Source organism: Rhodococcus erythropolis NBRC 15567 (assembly GCF_001552595.1).
In the GTDB taxonomy this organism is placed as follows: Bacteria; Actinomycetota; Actinomycetes; order Mycobacteriales; family Mycobacteriaceae; genus Rhodococcus_F; species Rhodococcus_F erythropolis.
The window spans coordinates 15,500-33,396 of the sequence record NZ_BCRM01000020.1 but is presented as its reverse complement, the minus strand read 5'-3'; the positions used below and the strand labels follow the sequence as shown (position 1 = coordinate 33,396).

The following is a 17,897-nucleotide window of genomic DNA, read 5'->3' as shown; positions in this document are numbered from 1 at the left end:
GGTCGGCTGGAATACTCAGCCTATGGATGCGCCGCGCAGACTGGTCCTGGTCAAGGGTGAGTCGGAACTCCCCGATCCGGCTGTCGCCGTGCGCAAACCCCCGCTGATTCGTGAAGCCTACGGACGAGTGCTGCGGGAGGTCAGACGCGATCAGGACCGAACTCTCGACGACGTAGCCGCAAAGGTCGGGATGTCGAAGCAGTACCTCTCCGAGATCGAACGGGGCAAGAAGGAACCGTCGTCGGAAATTCTGCGCGCCATCTGCGAAGCGCTCGGGATGCCGCTCGAGCACCTGCTGTTCCGAGCGGGCAACAGGATCGTTGCGCTCAACTCCCTCACCTTCGGGCACTCTCCCGCACCGATCTCCGGTCCCGTCCTGATGGCGGCCTGATCAGTTCCCTTCGATGAGGGTGTCAGCCAGTCCGTAGGAGATAGCGTCGTCGGCAGTGAAGATCCTGTCGCGATCGGTGTCCTTACGGAGCCGCTCGACGCTCTGACCGGTGTGCTTACTCAGAATCGCCTCGGTCTGCTCCCGAATTCTCAGGATCTCGGCTGCTTGAAGCGCGAGGTCCGAGATGGTGCCGCTACCTTGCGTCGACGGTTGATGCAGCAGCACCCGCGAATGGGCAAGAACATGCCGATGGCCCGGAGTGCCCGCGGCGAGAAGCACTGCAGCAGCCGAAGCCGCTTGACCCATGCAGTACGTCGAAATCGTCGGTTTCAAGAACTGCATGGTGTCGTAGATCGCGAGCATCGCCGTGGTGGAACCGCCGGGAGAGTTGATGTACAAACCGATTTCGCGATCCGGGTTGTCGGCTTGCAGATGCAGCATCTGAGCCATCACGACGTTGGCGACGCCGTCGTCGATCTCCGTGCCGAGAAAGACGATGCGTTCGTTGAGCAGCCTGCTGAAGATGTCGAAAGATCGCTCACCCGTTGGTGTTCGCTCGATGACACTGGGAATCGTGTACTGGGACATGACGTCACAATCCGATCTTGGGGAAGGTGGCTTGCGGTGCTATCTCGGCGAAGGACGTCACGACGCGGTCGACGATTCCGTACTCGCGCGCCTGCTCGGCGGTGAACCAGCGATCCCGATCGCTGTCGGTCTCGATCTCTTCGACGGTCCGGCCCGTTTCGGCGGCGAGGATTTCCTGCGATTGACGCTTCATCAGCTCGAGGCTCTCGGCCTGGATCGCAATGTCCACCGCAGTGCCACCGATACCCGCCGAAGGTTGGTGCATCATGATGCGGCTGTGCGCCAGGCTGATTCGCTTGCCGTGGGTGCCGGAGCAGAGAAGCACCTGGCCCATGCTGGCGGCGAAGCCCATCGCGACCGTCACGACGTCGTTGGGGATGAGCTTCATCGTGTCGTAGATGGCCAGCCCGGCAAACACCGATCCGCCGGGTGAATTGATGTAGAGCACGATGTCGCGCTTGGGGTCGGTGGTGGCGAGGAGCACCAGTTCCGAACACACACGTTCGGCCATGGCGTCGTTGACCTCGCCGGTGAGCAGAATCGTTCGCTGTCGGAAGAGCCTGTCTGTCAACAGGTCACGGTAACCGGTGTCGGTGGGCGCTTCAGTAGTCATGAATCCATTCCTACCGGCGCAGCGATGCCGGGGCCCCGCCTGTCTGCTGTGGGCAGACCACCCCTGTTTTTGCCCGCCCCCCTGTTTTTGCCTGCCACCCTTTTTGCCTGCCCCCCCTTTTGCCTGCCCCCCCTTTTTGCCCGCCCCCCCTTTGTGAGCGAACGGCACGTTCAGTCGATCTAAGGCGCCGAAGGTACCGTTCGCTCGAAAAGGGGTGGGTACAAGAGCGGGCAAACCCGTCACCGACGGCGGCGGTAGCGGTACCGCGCACACCCGGCCATGATGGGAGAAGACAACCATTCCTCTCGTCAGGAGCGTGGCATGACTCGTCCGGTACGCATCGGTGTTCAACTCCAACCCCAGCACGCACCCGATTACGGGTTGATACGCGACGCCGTCTTGCGGTCCGAGGACGCCGGGGTGGACATCGTCTTCAACTGGGACCACTTCTACCCGTTGACCGGCGATCCCGACGGCGCCCACTTCGAATGCTGGACCATGCTCGGCGCCTGGGCCGAGCAGACCGAACGCGTCGAAATCGGCGCCCTGGTCACCGGTGGTGGCTACCGCAATCCGGATCTGCTGGCCGACATGGCGCGAACCGTCGACCACATCAGCGGCGGACGCCTGATCCTCGGCATCGGTGCCGGCTGGTTCGAGAAGGACTACGACCAGTTCGGATACGACTTCGGCACTCCCGGTTCACGGCTGAAACTGCTGGGCGAATACCTCCCCCGCATCACGGGCCGCCTGGCGAAGGGCAACCCGCCGCCGACGCGCAACATCCCGGTCCTCATCGGCGGTGGCGGCGAGAAGAAGACCCTGCGCTTGGTCGCCGAGTACGCCGACGTCTGGCACAGCTTCGGTGACCGCGAGACACACCTGCGCAAGTCAGGCATCCTCTCCGACCATTGCGCCGACGTAGGCCGGAACCCGCTGGAAGTAGAGCACTCGGTTCCGTGGCCTGGGCTCGAGAATGCTGCTGACCTGGTCGCCGACGGTGTCTCGCTCTTCACCGTCGGCGTCAGCGGACCGGACTACGACCTCACGACGCTTGCCGAGGCCATCGCTTGGCGCGACGACAACACACCGCCTGCGTTGAGCGGGCTGGCCTGAGCGGTACCAAGGACTTCGTCGTTGTCGGCGCCGAGAACGGGCGGCGCCGACGTCAGACGTGGCCTCTGGCCGGAGAAGTTGACCGGAAAGGCCACTTGCTTCAACGGTCCGAGCGTCGGATGGTCGACGGTTCCGACCATTCCGAGCGCGGCGGTGTGGGGATCGGAGTAGATCTCGTCGAGATGGCGGATCGGTGACACCGGCACCGCGCGTTCGGCGAGAAGTGCGCACCAGTGTTCGACGGTTTCCGATGTGAAGGCGCTGGTGAGTTCTCGTTCCAGACTCTCGCGGTTCTCCACCCTGTCGCGGTTGTGGACGAAACGCGGATCGGTGACCAGTTCACTCCTTCCGATGGCCTCGCACAGCGACGCCCACATCCCGTCGTTGCCGACAGCGATGACGAAGTACCCGTCGCTGGCAGGAAATGCTTGATACGGAGCAAGATTCGGATGACCGGAGCCCAACGCAGTCGGGCGCTCACCGGTGGCGAAGTAACTGGTCGCCCAGTTCACGTGCATCGCGAGTTGGCACTCGTACAGCGACGTGGTCACGTACTGTCCGCGCCCGGTCCGGCCTCGCTCGACCAAGGCAGCCAGGACACCGACCAGTCCGAAGAGCGCTGCGCCCAAGTCTCCCAACGCAAACCCGGATTTCATCGGAGCACCACCCGGTTCACCGGTGAGCGACATGAGCCCACCCGCGGCCTGCGCGATCATGTCGTACCCCGGTTCGTCGCGCAGCGGTCCTTCTTCACCGAAGGCAGAGATGTGCAGGGTGATCAGATGCGGGTATCGCTCGGACAGTGCCTGGTAGTCGAAGATCTTCTGTAATCCGCTGCCCGGCTTGAAGTTCTCCACGACTACATCGGTCTCTTCGAGCATGCGGTGGATGATCTCCTGTCCTTCGGTGGACTTGAGGTCGATCGTGACCGACTTCTTACCGCGGTTGATCGCGAGATAGTAGGCGGCATCTACCCCGACGAAGGGAGGCCCCCACGAACGCGTGGGGTCGCCGCCTTCAGGGTGTTCGATCTTGGTGACGTCGGCACCGAGATCGGCAAGCGACATGGTTGCGTACGGCCCGGCAAGGATCTTCGACAGATCCAGAACACGGACGCCGGCGAGGGGTGTGGGGCCTGTTGGAGAATTCACCGATGACCACCTGCTACAGAGAGGAACTCGGCTACGACGTCACGTGCATCATCCAGCTCGACGTCACCGCCGTCGGTGATCACGTCGAGATTGCCGAGTGCAGCCGACGGCACCTTCCCCGCAAGACCGGCCAGGTAGGAATTCGCCACCAGCAGTGACCGGTACCCATTACCGTGTCGGATGCCGTGATCCGCAAGATCGAAAAGCAGGGTCGCCATGACGGCACGAGCCAACTCGTCGGCATACTTTGCGCTGGCGGCCTGGGCGGCATCGTCAGATCCGGAGATCAGACGATCTCCTTCCTCTACCAGTTCCTCCCAGCGCCGCAACAGAACTCCGGCCCCGGCTTCGCAATCCGGTCCGACGGTGGACAGGATGTCCGTCATCGCTCCCGCGACCGTGCGGTGCGAGTTGAACTTGCGTAGGCACCGAAGTACGTCCAGCGCAATGACATTGCTCGAGCCCTCCCAGATCGAGCCCAAGTGGGCATCCCGCACTAATCGCGCGTTGGCCCATTCCTCGATGTAGCCGTTTCCTCCGCGCACCTCCATGGCCTCGCCGGTGACCACCCGCGCGCGTTTGCAGACAAAGTGTTTGGCGATCGGTGTCAGTACCCTGATCAGTGCGCGCGCCTGTTCGTCGCCGCCGTCTGCTGCCTGAAGACACTGTGCGCTGTACGCGACCAGGGCCAGCGAAGCCTCGGCATCGAGTGCAAGGGGAAGAAGCGTCGCCCGCATCAGCGGCTGCTCGAAGAGCCTCTTACCGAACACGACTCGGCTCTTCGAATGGTCTACGGCTTCGCGGACTGCTCGGCGCATGAGAGCGCTCGAACGCATCGCATTGGACAGGCGAGACGTGTTGACCATCTCCGCCATCTGGCGGAACCCTCGATCGAGTTCACCGACCTGGAGTGCGTGCGCGCGGTTCAGCGTCACCTCGCCGCTCGGCATGGAACGCGTACCCAGCTTGTCCTTGAGACGATCGATCGTGAGGTTGTTGCGCTCGCCGGATCCCAAGGTCTTGGGCACCATGAACATTCCAACTCCACGCGTCGAACCATCCTGTCCGCCCGGGAATCTTGCGAGGGTGATGATCACATCGGCATCCGGGTTGGAGGCGAACCACTTCTTGCCCGTCAGAACCCATCCGTCACCGTCGCGCTCGGCGCGTGTTTCGGTGCAGGCGATGTCGGTGCCTGCCTGAATCTCGGTCATGAACATCGCACCCGTCTTCGCCTGCTCGGGGTCCGTCGACGTCAACGCGTCGATCCAGGGCGAGAACACGGCCGGATCACCGAACATACGCAGGGTCCGCGCAGCAGCATCTGTCATCGACACCGGGCAGGCCAGCCCGAACTCGGCCTGCACGAAGATGTACGACGCGAGGTACTTCGCGAGTGGCGGATGCACGGAGTCCCATCCGTGCAACCCTTTTCGGTGCGACATCGCGGACAGGCCGTACTCGTTGTACGCCGCCCGGCACAGTTCCAGGTAGGCCGGGTGATAGGAAATCCGGTCGACGCGGTCACCGGCCTTGTCGAATTGCTGCAGCACCGGCGGGTTCTTGTCTGCGATGTCGGCAAGCTCGGACAAGCGGCCGGCGGCATCTCGGCCCAGTCGGTCGAGCAATCCGTTCAACGTCTCTCGGTCCGCCCCGGCGGTCCATCTGTCCACTACCGCTGTCAGAGCGGGGTCGGTGTGTGCAAAGTTCATCAGTGGTCAACGCCTTTCAGGGTGGAAGCATCGGTCATGTTCGAGGAGCTCGTCGACTCCAGCCCTTGCGCGTGCAGCGCACTCCTGCGCAATAAAGCCGTCATACAGACAAGGGAGAGAACGACATACACGAGCCCAAGAGCGACGACCGGCCAGATCGAGTTGGTTCGCGTCAGCAGATACTGGCTGACCATCGGGGCCGTTCCGGCAAATACGGCGGTCGACAATTGGTACGACAGAGAGATGCCGGTATACCGAACATTGGTGGGGAAAACCTGCGCCAGGATGCCGGCCAACGCGGCGTAATACATTGCGTGTGGCGCCGTCGCGAGGACCATCCCCAGAATCGCCAAGGGCACGGAGCCCGTCTGAACCAGCACGAACATCAGTGGTAGGAGCACGATCTCCGGAAGCAGCATCCAGCGGACCGCTTTCGACGGATCGATCCGCGTGGCCAGCACAGCGCCGAAAGGCTGTACGAGCGCCTGGGCTACCAGTGCCACGGTGATCACGAGGAGGAAGTCACTGCGCTCGAAGCCGAGATCCGTTGTCGCCCAGGAGAGCGCAAAGGTTGTCTTGACGTACGTGATGGCAACACCGGCAACCACAGCGCCGACGCCGAGAGCAAGTTCGACGGGATGCGAACGCAACACTTCGACCAGCGGCATCCGTGTACGTTCCTGTGCCGCAACAGCCTTCTTCATCTCGGGTGTCTCGGAGATGTGCAACCTGATGTAGAGAGCGACGATCACCAAAGCTGCGGATCCGAGGAACGGCAGACGCCAACCCCACGACTCGAACACGGAATCCGACATCAACGTCAGGCCGAGGAAGGCCAGCGTCGCGAGCAGGTTGCCGACCGGTGAACCCTGCTGCGCAAACGCACCGTAGAGCACCTTTTTCTTCGGGGGAGCGAACTCGGTGGCGATCAATACGGCGCCACCCCATTCGCCGCCCATGGCAATGCCCTGGAGAACACGCAGTGCCACAAGCAGTATCGGTGCCCAGATCCCGATCTGGGAGTACGTAGGGAGGAGGCCGACACCGACAGTTCCCAACCCCATGAGCGCGAGGGTGATGATCACGGCGTTCTTGCGACCGAACTTGTCTCCGAAATGACCGAACACCACTCCGCCGACCGGACGAGCCACGAATCCCACGGCAAAAGTCGCGAAGGCTGCGAGTGTTCCCACCGCCGGCGACGCATCCGGGAAGAACAGCGGGCCGAGCACCAAGGCGGATGCGGTTCCGTAGATGTAGAAGTCGAACCACTCGATAGTCGTTCCGACAAACGCCGTGATTCCGGCCTTGCGTGCCTGTTTGGTGTTGTATTCAGGCGGATTGGTGTCTTGACCTGGGTGTTGATCCACGGTTCTCCCTGATTCTCGCGTCGGGCATCACCAAGGGATGCAATGTGAGGCGTGAATCACTATCGTCCGAAATCCATGTAGAGTCCAAGACTTAGTTCGACTCATTTATGTGGAAGAACCACATAATGAAACCCGGGAGGAGCGACATGGAATTGCGTCAGCTGCGCGCGTTTCTCGCAGTCGCCGACGAACTTCATTTCGGCCGGGCCGCCGAGCGCCTCCACATCGGGCAGTCCCCGCTCAGCCAGACCATTCGGGCGCTCGAGCGCGAACTCGGCACCGACCTGTTTGTCCGGACCACCAGATCAGTGCAATTGACCGCGGCCGGCGAGGCCTTGGTCACGCCCGCACGAATCATCGAAGCGCAGATCGCCGTCGTACGAGATATCGCATCGGCGGCGTCAACCGGGGAAACAGGCCGTGTCACGGTGGGTTTCGGCGGAACGGGCGGCTACACGGTGCTGTCGGCCCTGACACGATCGCTGGCCGACTCCCATCCGGGAATCGAACTGGACCTACGGCCGCAGATGTACTCGGGTGAGGTGCTCGACGCTCTCCGACGCGGAACACTCGACATGGGCATAGTCGGCCTGCCCATTCCGCGCGGATTCGAGACTCACACTGTGCGCGAGGAAACCTTGATGGTCGCGGTCCCGGCCAGGCATCACCTCAGTACCAGGGAGTCGGTGTCACCGGAAGACCTGGCAACCGAGCGATTCGTGATGTATCCCGCCGAGCACGGCTCGGTGGTGCGCGATGCGACGTTGTCCGTCTGCGCCACAGCAGGTTTCACGCCCACCGTCGCGCACGAAGCCCCCGATCCGTACAGCCTGTTGGCCATGGTCGGAGCGGGGGTCGGGATCGCCGTCGTCGTGGAGTCGACGGCGCATCTGTCCATGGACGGGGTCGTGTACCTGCCGATCGCCGGGGCCACGCCCACGCTGAAAATCGCGATGGCATGGCGACCGAACAATCCGACGCCGGCAGTACACACCGTCACCAGGGTACTGAGGGAACAGCCTTAGGCTCTCGCGAGAATTCCGGCGAAATCTGTTCCCACAGGCAGAGTTCCGTACTCGTGACCACGGTCGGCGCCGAGGCGAGCGGCAATGAACGCATCGGACGAGGCGGCCGGGGAGTGGCGCACCATGAGCGAAGCCTGCAGCGCCAACGCCATTGCCTCGACGACGGTCCGAGCGCGGAGCTGGGCGTCGGCGGGTGCCATCGTGGCGAGCTCACCGAGTTGGCGTCGTACCCGATCGAGGTGCTGATCGAGGACCGGGTTGTTGCCGCGAGCGAGGTTGACCTCGTGGTCGAAGGCGGCAACGGAATCGGGTTCACGGGTCATCGCGCGCAGGACATCGAGCGCGATGACGTTGCCCGACCCCTCCCACACGGCCATGACGGGCTGCTCACGGTAGCGACGGGCAAGCGGGAAGTCCTCGGTGTAACCGTTACCGCCCAGGCATTCGAGTGCCTCGTAGGAGTGGTGCGGGCCGCGCTTGCAGATCCAGTACTTCGCAACAGCCGTCGCGAGTCGGCGGAACGCCTTTTCCTGCTCGTCCGCGTCCTCGTCCTGCGCGCGAGCCAATCGCAGTGCAGTGATGGTGGCGGCTTCGGATTCGAGAGCCAGATCGGCAAGCACCGACGTCATCGCCGGCTGATCTGCCAGGACGGCACCGAAAGCGCTTCGGTGCCGTGCATGCCACACCGCTTCGGCGACCGACTGACGCATACCTGCCGTGCTGCCGAGGATGCAGTCGAGTCGCGTCTGGGACACCATTTCGATGATGGTCCGCACGCCACGACCCGGTTCGCCGATCATGGTGCCGACGGTGCCGTCGAGTTCGATCTCGGACGACGCGTTGGACTTGTTCCCCAGCTTGTTCTTCAGACGCTGGATGCGGAAGACGTTGCGCGTGCCGTCAGGCAGGATGCGGGGGAGAAGGAAGCAGGAAAGCCCCTCACCGGCAGCACCTTCGGCCTGAGCGAGAACCAGGAAGGCGTCGGACATCGGCGCGGAGCAGAACCACTTGTGTCCGGTGAGCAGGTAGTCCGCACCCGGACCGCCACGTCCGGCCGGCTTGGCGATGGTCGTGTTGGCTCGCACGTCGGAGCCGCCCTGCTTTTCCGTCATCGACATTCCGAATATCGCGGATGCCTTTCCGGGAGCATCCAACTCGGGGGTGTAACTCCGAGAAAGGGCTCGCGGCGTCCAGAGAGCGGCCACGTCCGGTTGCAGCTCGAGCGAGGGGATCACGGCGTGCGTCATGGAGATCGGGCACGCGTGGCCCGGTTCGACCTGGGAGAACAGCATGAATGCCGCGGCCCGAGCCACGTTGGCACCCGGCTTGGGGTCAGCCCAGGCAGAGGTGTGCGCACCGTGCGCTACGGCAGCAGAGATGATCCGGTGATACGACGGATGGTATTCGACCTCGTCGATGCGGTTTCCCCAGCGATCGAAGGTCTTCAATTCGGGGATCACCGTGTTGGCCAGCTCGGCGTCGTGCTGGAATCCAGCACTGCCGACCAGTTCACCGATGTCGGTGAGTTCGCTTGTGGCCCAATCCGCGTCGTGGCGCGCGACCCCTTCGGCCAGGACCGTATCGAGCTGGAACTCGTTGACGTCCGTGCGCGGTACCGACTGGTTGAGCACTGCATGGGTGCGATGCGGAGCCGGGTGGGTGACGGTCTTCTCGGAAATATCAGTCATGACAGGCCTTTCAGCTCGCTGCGCGGATGAGGTGCTTCTGGATCTTGCCGGTCGGTGTACGCGGAAGAATGGTCGCGAACACCACTTCACGCGGAATCTTGTAGCGCGCCAACTTGTCCGAGAGGTAGTCCTTGATGTCGTCGGCGCTGATGACATCCGGTTCACGCCAGACGACGTGTGCGACGACGGTCTCGCCCCATTCTTCGTTGGGTTTTCCGACAACGGCGACGTCGACGACGTCCGGGTGGCCGGAGATCACGTCCTCGACCTCCTTGGAGTAGACGTTCTCACCGCCCGTGATGATCATGTCCTTCGCGCGGTCGACGATGAAGAGGTAACCGTCCGCATCCTTGCGCGCCAGATCGCCGGTGCGGTACCAACCTCCGTCGGCAAAAGCAGCCTTCGTGGCAGTGGGGTCGTCGAGGTACCCCTGCATGACGGTGTCGGCGCGCAGCCAGATCTCACCGATCTGATCGGGCTCCGCGTCGGTGCCGTCATCGGCAACCAGGCGCAGGTCGACGCCGGCCAGCGCGACGCGGCCGATCGAGCCCGCCTTGCTCAACTGCTCCTCGGGGTACAGCACAGTGCCCACCGGCCCGGTCTCGGTCATGCCGTAGACCTGCCGGAATTCGGTGGTGCCGTACGACTCCACCAGTCGCCGAGCGACATCCGCGCCGATCGGTCCGCCGCCGTACAACCACGCACGAACGCTACCGAGGTTGTAGTCGGCAAAGTTCGGCACGAGGTTGAGTGCAGTGGTGTAGATGACCGGCGGGCCGAAGCAGAGGGTAATACGTTGTTCCTGAACAGTTTCCAGGAATTTGACGGGATGGTACTCGCGCAGCAGCACGACGGTTCCGCCCATGTAGAGCGTGGACATGAACCAGTTGTTGAGCGGGGAAGCGTGCCAGATCGGGACGGCCATGAGCAGGCGCTCGTCCCGAGTCGTCGACACGGCGAGGGCCGCGGTGACGGCAACACCGACGACGTTGCGGTGGCTGTGGACGCAGCCCTTGGGCGAGCCGGTGGTCCCCGAGGTGTAGAGGATTTCAGCCGGATCGTTCTCGTCGATGTCGATACCGTCAACGCCCTCTTGGCGGGTGATGGCGTCGTCGAAGAAGTCGAAACCGTCTGCGACAGAGTCCGTGCTGATCAGCTTGGCCGTTGTCTCCAGTCGACCGACAACCGGCGCCAACTCACCGTCGAAGACGCACACCGACACCTTCGCGTGTCCCAGCACGTAGGCAACTTCCGGAGTCTGCATCTTGTGGTTGATGGGGACCACGACGGCGCCCAAGCGCCAGGCACCGAGCATCGCGTACACGAATCCCGGAGTGTTGTAACACATCAGCGCGACGCGGTCGCCCGGCTGCACGCCCAGCGACTGCAAATAGCCTGCGGCGCGTCGACTTCCGTCCTGAACCTGGGAGTACGTGTGATCGTGACCGTCGAATATCAGGAAGGGTTTGTCCGGGGTCTTGGTGACGTTGCTGTCGAATACGCGAACGATGTTCATCGAAGTCCTTGTCGGAGAATCACGCTCGAAGAGAGTTCATTCCATCGAGCTGTTGAGTACGGCGTCGGGTATCTGGAGAGTGGCGAAGATGACGGCGACCGCCTCCTCGAGGGAGTAACCGAAGCTCTCGCCGGTGGCAGTTTTCTGAATGACGAGGCCGAAGATCGCAGACCAGAAGGCCTTGGATTCGACGTCGATGCCCGCGCGCAGCTGCCAGCCGGTGCGGATCAAGGTACGGAGGAGGGCTGTTTCACCCGAGGAATGCAGAGTGCGAAGCGTCTCGGAGATCAGATCGCGGAGTTCACCACGGCGACCCGTCATCATCATCGCTTCCACGAACAGTTCGACACTGGGAGCGCCCGAGCCGAGGAGTGATCCGACCAGCTTCTCGGTGTAGTCGCCCACGGTGTCGGCGTCGGCGGCATCGACCTCGGCACGCTTGCCTGCGCGCAGAACGGCTGCACACGCCACCTCGACGAAGAGCTTCTCTTTTGAGCCGTAGTAGTAGGTCACCTGGTTTGGATGGGCGCCGGCGGCGGTGCAGATCTGCGCGATGGACGCGCTGTCGCCATGTTCGAGGAAGAGCTCGGTTGCAGCGTTGAACAGTGCCATGCGCGTCTGCTTGCCCGACTCACGCGTCGCGCGCGCTGCGGGAACTGACTCGGTGACCATCACGAACTCCTACTTGTTTGTATGACAAACAATAACTCGGCGTTGTTTGTATGGCAAACAATTTCTCCCGACGTGATGACATGTCGACTCCTATCGACATGTCCGATGTGCGGGATTACTCTCTGAACATCGAGCACCCGAGAACTTCGGCTTTTCTGCGAGGAGGCGCCCTGCAATGCTCGCGCGATCCGGCTTCTCCCTGCCCACACGCACGACTCTCACGGGCGACTGGGCAGATTTATTGCGTGAGCATTTTGTCGCGCTCGACGTATCCGATATCGAAGACGGCGATGGATTCAGCGGGGCCGTGCACTCGGCCCAACTCGCACACGTTCGGGTGTCCGCAGTTCAATCGATGGAACAACGAATAGTCCGTAGTAGCAGCCTGATCAAGAGTGACGGTGCTGACTATCTGCAAATCGGCATGATCCGCCGCGGTAGCGCGGTAGTGCGGCAAGACGACCGCGAATGCGTCCTACGACGTGGCGACTACGTTCTGTACGACACCACGCGCCCCTTCGATTGGCAGATCGAGGGACACGCACACGACGGCATCTGGGGACTCGAGGTGTTCACCTGGCCACGGTCATACCTGTCCCTCAGCGACGCGGAGGTCACGAGCTTGACAGCCATTGCCTTCGACGGACACGCGGGCCTGAGTGGCCTGCTGGGTCGCTTTCTTCACGATCTTGCCTCCGTCCGCATGACGTCCGACGCGAGCGGAGACGAGGAGGAAGTCGTCAACGAGATCGGCAGCCTGGTCAAGTCGGTTCTTCACGCAACCGCGCGTCCGATCGTCTCCCGGCGAACTGGCCTGTACGAATCCGCTCTGTCGGCCATAGACGCCCGCCTCGCTGACCCGGCCCTGTCTCCGGTGGACATCGCGGGATCAGTCAAAGTCTCCATTCGCCAGTTGCACCGAGCCTTCGCCGAACACGGCACAACGGTGTCGCGTTCGATTCGCAGCCGTCGACTCGACGGTTGCCGTCGTGAGATCGTGCAACGCCACGGCGTAGAGCGGTCGCTGACCCAGATTTCTCACCGCTGGGGATTCACCGACCTGGCCGCCTTCAGTCGCGCATTCAAGGCGGAGTTCGGGATCAGCCCGCGGCAATACCGGTCGCAAGCAGTGGCCCCCACAAGTACTGCCCGCTGATCTGTAACATCCTCGGACACTTACCCATTCAACATGATGTTCAAAACGTTCTGTCGCCGACGCCTATCCACAATTCTCGGCGCGGTAGGCCAAGTATCGGGCGCTGACGGCCAAGTTTGCTCGGCCTCGCGGGCGTAGATTTTCGGCACGGCGTTGCCAAGTGCCAGGCACCCGATCCGGCCACCTACATCACAGGGAGCACTCATGGAATCTGCAATCGGTGAACATCTTCAATGCCCGCGCACGCTGACCAGGCGCGTTCCGGATACCTATTCGCCACCATTTCCCATGTGGGTCGGGCGTGCGGACGACACATTGCACCAGGTCGCGATGGGCTATCTCGGCGTGCAGTTCCGCGGCGAGGATCAGCGCTCGGCAGCACTGCAGTCCATGCGGGATATCGTCGCCGGCTTCGACTTGCCGGACGGACCGGCACACCACGATCTGACCCACCACATCGACAACCAGGGCTACGAGAATCTGATCGTGGTCGGGTACTGGAAAGATGTTTCTTCCCAACATCGTTGGAGCACATCAGCTCCGGTGGCCTCCTGGTGGGAGTCCGAGGACCGCTTGTCCGACGGATTGGGGTTCTTCCGGGAGATCGTGGCCCCGAGAGCCGAACAATTCGAAACGCTCTACGCGTTCCAGGACGATCTCCCCGGAGTGGGAGCAGTCATGGACGGTGTCAGCGGCGAGATCAACGAGCACGGCTACTGGGGTTCGATGCGCGAGCGCTTTCCGATCTCTCAGACCGACTGGATGCAGGCCTCGGGCGAACTACGGGTCGTCGCCGGTGACCCCGCCGCAGGTGGGCGGGTAGTAGTGCGGGGACACGACAACATCGCACTGATCAGATCCGGGCAGGACTGGGCCGACGCGGAAGCAGACGAGCGCAGCCTCTACCTCGACGAAATCCTGCCGACTCTTCAATCGGGCATGGACTTCCTCCGCGACAACGGCCCGGCCGTCGGGTGCTACAGCAACCGTTTCGTACGCAATATCGACATCGACGGAAACTTCCTCGACCTGAGCTACAACATCGGTCACTGGGCCTCACTCGACCAACTCGAGCGGTGGTCGGAATCTCACCCGACCCATCTGCGGATCTTCACGACGTTCTTCCGGGTCGCCGAGGGCCTGTCGAAATTACGTCTCTACCATGAGGTCTCGGTATTCGATGCCGCCGATCAGCTGTACGAGTACATCAACTGCCATCCCGGGACCGGGATGCTGCGCGACGCGGTGACCACCGCCGCGCACTGACCGAAGCCGCCGGAAAACTTCGGCCACGTTCTTTCCCTCGGAGGCAACTCGAGATATGTTGACGAGTGTCGACATATCTCAGTAGAGGCCATCGAGGAAGCGCGGACAGCACACAGTGACTACTCAACGAAACGAAGAGTTGGCGTTTGCTGTGCTGGCCGACCAGGTGCGCCGACAGATTCTCGACACTCTGGCTACCCACGGCGAATGCAACGCAGGCTTCATCAGCGATCAAATTTCGACGGTCGGTCGCACCACGGTATCCACACATCTCAAGGCGCTGCGGCTGTCCGGAGTTATCGTCGAACGCCGTCAAGGACGTCATCGCTTGTTTTCGATCGATCCGTCTGGGCCCGCCAACGATGCACTCCAGTTCCTGCGCGACGTCCTCGGGCGAGCGCTGGAAGCAGGTTCGAACGCCTCCGAGTTGCCGACCACGGCGACTGAGGATTCCGACGCGGCTTCGGTGCGTCGCCGGGCTTGAGGCCCTGTTTGAGCCCCAGCATCTATTTCAGGCAGGAAGTAGAACGTGCCAGGTCTCTCCGTAACGGCACAGATCGTGACGACGGACCCGCCAGGGTCAGCCTTCGAGCGCTTCGAAACGGGGCAACTGCTCGAACTCGAATGTGAGCAACTGACGGTCGGGGCCGCCGTCGCCATCTCCCTTCCCGTCGGCAACGGCGCACGCGCAGATGTAGCCGGAATGCCGATCACTCTGTTGGGGTACGTCGCCGGCGTGAAGCGGGGCCGATCGGTCGTGATCGTGCACCACCAACCGTGGCGCGGCCGTCTGACGATCCGGTTCTTTCCCGACGGCACCGGCACCCGAATCGTTCTCGAGTCCAGCCTCGATCAGGACGGCATTTCCTGGCTTGCCAACAAGCGCGGATTCGCTCCACCCGAACCTCCGCGCTCCGACCGACATCGGATCGGACTGCTGGTCAGCAAATCCGGCTCGGCGGCTGTATTCGCCCAGGCCACAGAAACACTCGCTGCCCTGGCGGTCGAAGAGATCAATGCCGACGGCGGTGTCGGCGGCGTTCTCGTCGACTTGGTGATCGGCGATGACGCTTCCGACTCGGCGGCCGGAGCGGCGACCGCACTGCGATTGGTGAAAAGCGGATGTCGCGCCATTTTTGCGTGCGTGACGTCGTCGACCTTCAACGCCGCCGCATCTGCGTTGCAAAACACCGGTGTGTTGTTGGTACACACAGTTCTCAACGAAGGAGGTCGATCGCGTCCGGGGATCCTTCGATTGGGTGAGCGGCCACTCGACCAGACGCGAGCGGGCATACCCGCAATGATGTCCGAGACCGGTTCTCGCACTTGGTTCCTGGTCGGTCAGCAGTATTCGTGGTCGTTCGGAGCACATTGGGCGGCTCGGCGTGTGATCGCCGAATCCACAGGTTCGGTGGCCGGCGAAGTCTACGTACCGTTGGGAACAACCGACTTCTCACGGATCATCGAGTCGATAGTCGACTCCGGGGCGGAACTGATTCTTTCCACCCTGGTGGGCCATGACGAGGTCTTCTTCGAACGGCAATGCGCCCAGCACGGACTGCGGGCCACCACGCGGACGTTCGCGCTGGTCCTCGACGAGGCCACTCAGCAGCTCATCGGCAATTCCGATGCCGACGGAGTCTGGGCGGCATTCGGCTACTTTCAATCCGCAGCCGGCGAGCACGACCTCGAAAAGCGATACAGCGCAAGCTCGAACGAACTCCTGCCTCCGCTCAGCTCTCTGTCGGAGACAACGTACGAAGCGATCGTCGCTTACGCACGCGCAGTCGAACGAACGTCGGCGGGCGATCCGGAAACAGTACTTCGGCAGCTTGTCACAACGTCGAAAAGCTCGACGGACACCGGCGTTCCACTGCATCGGCCGATTCTGATCGCTGAATCACGCCATGGGCGTCTGTACCCCCGCTCTCTCTGAGCGCGCGTAACCCGAACTTAACGAGTCAATATGTCGATACCTATTGACGCAATTACTGATCCGGCCCTAGTCTGAAAGACAAGTGAAGCCGATCACATCAGGAGCACACTTCTCATGGCGACAATCCGACCTGACGACAATGCAATAGACACCGCTGCAAGGCATTACGGCATCACTCTCGACCAATCAGCCCGGCTCGAGTGGCCGGCACTGATCGACGGAGCACTGGGCTCCTACGACGTCGTCGACCAGTTGTACGCCGACGAGGCAACCCCGCCGACCACGTCACGCGAGCATGCGGTGCCAACTGCGAACGAAAATCCTTTGAGCGCTTGGTATGTGACCACAAGCATCCCGCCGACGTCGGACGGCGTCCTGACCGGCCGACGCGTGGCGATAAAGGACAACGTGACCGTGGCCGGAGTTCCGATGATGAACGGGTCTCGGACGGTAGAGGGATTCACTCCGTCTCGCGACGCGACTGTGGTCACTCGACTACTGGCGGCCGGTGCAACCGTCGCAGGCAAAGCTGTGTGTGAGGACCTGTGTTTCTCCGGTTCGAGCTTCACACCGGCAAGCGGACCGGTCCGCAATCCATGGGACCCACAGCGTGAAGCAGGTGGATCATCCGGTGGCAGTGCAGCTCTCGTTGCAAACGGGGACGTCGATTTTGCCATCGGCGGGGATCAAGGCGGATCGATCCGGATCCCGGCGGCATTCTGCGGCGTCGTCGGACACAAGCCGACGTTCGGGCTCGTCCCGTATACCGGTGCATTTCCCATCGAGCGGACAATCGACCATCTCGGCCCGATCACACGCACGGTCCACGATGCCGCACTGATGCTCTCGGTCATCGCCGGTCGCGACGGTAACGACCCACGCCAAGCCGACAGCGTCGAAGCAGGTGACTATCTGTCCACCCTCGACTCCGATGTGGATGGTCTGCGAATCGGGATCGTTCGAGAAGGTTTCGGGCACGCGGTCTCACAGCCCGAGGTCGACGACGCAGTCCGCGCAGCGGCACACAGTCTGACCGAAATCGGTTGCACGGTAGAGGAAGTAAACATCCCGTGGCACCTGCATGCTTTCCACATCTGGAACGTGATCGCCACGGACGGTGGTGCCTACCAGATGTTGGACGGCAACGGATACGGCATGAACGCCGAAGGTTTGTACGATCCGGAACTGATGGCACACTTTGCTTCTCGACGCATTCAGCACGCCGACGCTCTGTCCGAAACCGTCAAACTAGTGGCCCTGACCGGCCACCACGGCATCACCACCCTCGGCGGCGCGAGCTACGGCAAAGCCCGGAACCTCGTACCGCTCGCCCGCGCCGCCTACGACACTGCCTTGAGACAATTCGACGTCCTGGTGATGCCCACACTGCCCTACGTCGCATCCGAATTGCCGGCGAAGGACGTGGATCGTGCAACCTTCATCACGAAGGCTCTCGGGATGATCGCCAACACGGCACCATTCGACGTGACCGGACATCCGTCCCTGTCCGTTCCGGCCGGCCTGGTAAACGGGCTTCCGGTCGGAATGATGATCACCGGCAAGACCTTCGACGATGCGACGGTCCTCCGGGTCGGGCGCGCATTCGAAAAGCTTCGCGGCGCGTTTCCGGCTCCTGCCGACCACATCTCCGACTCCGCACCACAACTCAGCCTCACCTAGTCCTGTATCCGCACTTG

At 62.4% G+C, this 17,897-nt stretch carries 16 protein-coding genes; 8 read left to right on the top strand and 8 right to left on the bottom strand.

The genetic code is table 11. The features are described 5' to 3' along the window. Positions 1-22 precede the first annotated feature (22 nt). Positions 23-391 carry a helix-turn-helix domain-containing protein gene (locus tag RE4_RS22395; protein ID WP_003946041.1) on the top strand — a complete coding sequence of 123 codons (369 nt, stop codon included), beginning with the start codon at positions 23-25 and terminating at the stop codon, positions 389-391. On the opposite strand, the gene RE4_RS22390 is transcribed toward RE4_RS22395, so the two are convergent. Together RE4_RS22390 and RE4_RS22385 are read right to left on the bottom strand one after the other, a co-directional pair. Next, positions 392-979, bottom strand: coding sequence for an ATP-dependent Clp protease proteolytic subunit (locus RE4_RS22390; RefSeq protein WP_003945993.1), 588 nt, complete (start codon positions 977-979; stop codon positions 392-394). Between the two features lie 4 nt (positions 980-983). After that, complete coding sequence (locus RE4_RS22385) at positions 984-1,592, bottom strand: ClpP family protease (RefSeq protein WP_020909763.1); 609 nt, start codon at positions 1,590-1,592, stop codon at positions 984-986. 321 nt (positions 1,593-1,913) lie between these two features. Here RE4_RS22385 and RE4_RS22380 point away from each other — a divergent pair, with 321 nt between their 5' ends. Continuing rightward, positions 1,914-2,708: an LLM class F420-dependent oxidoreductase gene (locus tag RE4_RS22380; RefSeq protein WP_020971420.1), complete on the top strand. Its 795-nt coding sequence runs from the start codon at positions 1,914-1,916 to the stop codon at positions 2,706-2,708. Here the strand turns inward: RE4_RS22380 and RE4_RS22375 are convergent. The 3 genes from RE4_RS22375 to RE4_RS22365 are packed head-to-tail and all read right to left on the bottom strand — an operon-like array spanning position 2,630 to position 6,941. Then, the gene (locus RE4_RS22375; protein WP_020909765.1) at positions 2,630-3,859 is read right to left on the bottom strand and encodes a CaiB/BaiF CoA transferase family protein; all 1,230 of its coding nucleotides are present in this window, start codon (positions 3,857-3,859) and stop codon (positions 2,630-2,632) included. The genes RE4_RS22380 and RE4_RS22375 overlap by 79 nt on opposite strands. Then, the gene (locus RE4_RS22370; protein ID WP_060939370.1) at positions 3,856-5,571 is read right to left on the bottom strand and encodes an acyl-CoA dehydrogenase family protein; all 1,716 of its coding nucleotides are present in this window, start codon (positions 5,569-5,571) and stop codon (positions 3,856-3,858) included. Before RE4_RS22370 ends, RE4_RS22375 begins: the two co-directional genes overlap by 4 nt. Then, the gene (locus tag RE4_RS22365) at positions 5,571-6,941 is read right to left on the bottom strand and encodes an MFS transporter (protein ID WP_042953443.1); all 1,371 of its coding nucleotides are present in this window, start codon (positions 6,939-6,941) and stop codon (positions 5,571-5,573) included. The genes RE4_RS22370 and RE4_RS22365 overlap by 1 nt, the downstream gene beginning before the upstream one ends. Before the next feature lie 146 nt (positions 6,942-7,087). Here RE4_RS22365 and RE4_RS22360 point away from each other — a divergent pair, with 146 nt between their 5' ends. Continuing rightward, positions 7,088-7,966, top strand: coding sequence for a LysR family transcriptional regulator (locus RE4_RS22360; protein WP_042953452.1), 879 nt, complete (start codon positions 7,088-7,090; stop codon positions 7,964-7,966). Here the strand turns inward: RE4_RS22360 and RE4_RS22355 are convergent. Genes RE4_RS22355 through RE4_RS22345 form a run of 3 tightly spaced genes read right to left on the bottom strand, consistent with a single transcriptional unit; the run spans position 7,963 to position 11,842 of the window. After that, on the bottom strand, positions 7,963-9,654 hold the full coding sequence (locus tag RE4_RS22355) for an acyl-CoA dehydrogenase family protein (RefSeq protein WP_060939369.1): 1,692 nt from the start codon (positions 9,652-9,654) through the stop codon (positions 7,963-7,965). The two genes, RE4_RS22360 and RE4_RS22355, sit on opposite strands and share 4 nt — an antisense overlap. A 10-nt stretch (positions 9,655-9,664) precedes the next feature. Beyond that, positions 9,665-11,170, bottom strand: a complete 1,506-nt coding sequence (locus tag RE4_RS22350; RefSeq protein WP_021346129.1) for a class I adenylate-forming enzyme family protein — start codon at positions 11,168-11,170, stop codon at positions 9,665-9,667. A gap of 36 nt (positions 11,171-11,206) precedes the next feature. Then, positions 11,207-11,842, bottom strand: a complete 636-nt coding sequence (locus RE4_RS22345; RefSeq protein ID WP_060939368.1) for a TetR/AcrR family transcriptional regulator C-terminal domain-containing protein — start codon at positions 11,840-11,842, stop codon at positions 11,207-11,209. Positions 11,843-12,017: 175 nt separating this feature from the next. Here RE4_RS22345 and RE4_RS22340 point away from each other — a divergent pair, with 175 nt between their 5' ends. The 5 genes from RE4_RS22340 to RE4_RS22320 all read left to right on the top strand — a co-directional run bounded on the left by RE4_RS22340 (position 12,018) and on the right by RE4_RS22320 (position 17,880). Further along, the gene (locus RE4_RS22340) at positions 12,018-12,998 is read left to right on the top strand and encodes a helix-turn-helix domain-containing protein (protein ID WP_020909771.1); all 981 of its coding nucleotides are present in this window, start codon (positions 12,018-12,020) and stop codon (positions 12,996-12,998) included. Between the two features lie 204 nt (positions 12,999-13,202). After that, the gene (oxdA, locus tag RE4_RS22335; protein ID WP_020971427.1) at positions 13,203-14,264 is read left to right on the top strand and encodes an aliphatic aldoxime dehydratase; all 1,062 of its coding nucleotides are present in this window, start codon (positions 13,203-13,205) and stop codon (positions 14,262-14,264) included. 115 nt (positions 14,265-14,379) lie between these two features. Continuing rightward, on the top strand, positions 14,380-14,748 hold the full coding sequence (locus tag RE4_RS22330; RefSeq protein ID WP_020909773.1) for an ArsR/SmtB family transcription factor: 369 nt from the start codon (positions 14,380-14,382) through the stop codon (positions 14,746-14,748). 45 nt (positions 14,749-14,793) lie between these two features. Then, positions 14,794-16,200 carry a substrate-binding protein gene (locus tag RE4_RS22325; RefSeq protein ID WP_060939367.1) on the top strand — a complete coding sequence of 469 codons (1,407 nt, stop codon included), beginning with the start codon at positions 14,794-14,796 and terminating at the stop codon, positions 16,198-16,200. Between the two features lie 114 nt (positions 16,201-16,314). Next, complete coding sequence (locus RE4_RS22320) at positions 16,315-17,880, top strand: amidase (RefSeq protein ID WP_060939366.1); 1,566 nt, start codon at positions 16,315-16,317, stop codon at positions 17,878-17,880. Positions 17,881-17,897: the final 17 nt, after the last annotated feature.

Bases quoted from the DNA above. Each gene is read 5' to 3' on its own strand.
- RE4_RS22370 (WP_060939370.1), bottom strand. From the start codon at position 5,571: ATGAACTTTGCACACACCGACCCCGCTCTGACAGCGGTAGTGGACAGA.
- RE4_RS22320 (WP_060939366.1), top strand. From the start codon at position 16,315: ATGGCGACAATCCGACCTGACGACAATGCAATAGACACCGCTGCAAGG.
- RE4_RS22360 (WP_042953452.1), top strand. From the start codon at position 7,088: ATGGAATTGCGTCAGCTGCGCGCGTTTCTCGCAGTCGCCGACGAACTT.
- RE4_RS22340 (WP_020909771.1), top strand. From the start codon at position 12,018: ATGCTCGCGCGATCCGGCTTCTCCCTGCCCACACGCACGACTCTCACG.
- RE4_RS22355 (WP_060939369.1), bottom strand. From the start codon at position 9,654: ATGACTGATATTTCCGAGAAGACCGTCACCCACCCGGCTCCGCATCGC.
- RE4_RS22350 (WP_021346129.1), bottom strand. From the start codon at position 11,170: ATGAACATCGTTCGCGTATTCGACAGCAACGTCACCAAGACCCCGGAC.
- RE4_RS22380 (WP_020971420.1), top strand. From the start codon at position 1,914: ATGACTCGTCCGGTACGCATCGGTGTTCAACTCCAACCCCAGCACGCA.
- RE4_RS22390 (WP_003945993.1), bottom strand. From the start codon at position 979: ATGTCCCAGTACACGATTCCCAGTGTCATCGAGCGAACACCAACGGGT.
- RE4_RS22395 (WP_003946041.1), top strand. From the start codon at position 23: ATGGATGCGCCGCGCAGACTGGTCCTGGTCAAGGGTGAGTCGGAACTC.
- RE4_RS22385 (WP_020909763.1), bottom strand. From the start codon at position 1,592: ATGACTACTGAAGCGCCCACCGACACCGGTTACCGTGACCTGTTGACA.
- oxdA (WP_020971427.1), top strand. From the start codon at position 13,203: ATGGAATCTGCAATCGGTGAACATCTTCAATGCCCGCGCACGCTGACC.
- RE4_RS22345 (WP_060939368.1), bottom strand. From the start codon at position 11,842: ATGGTCACCGAGTCAGTTCCCGCAGCGCGCGCGACGCGTGAGTCGGGC.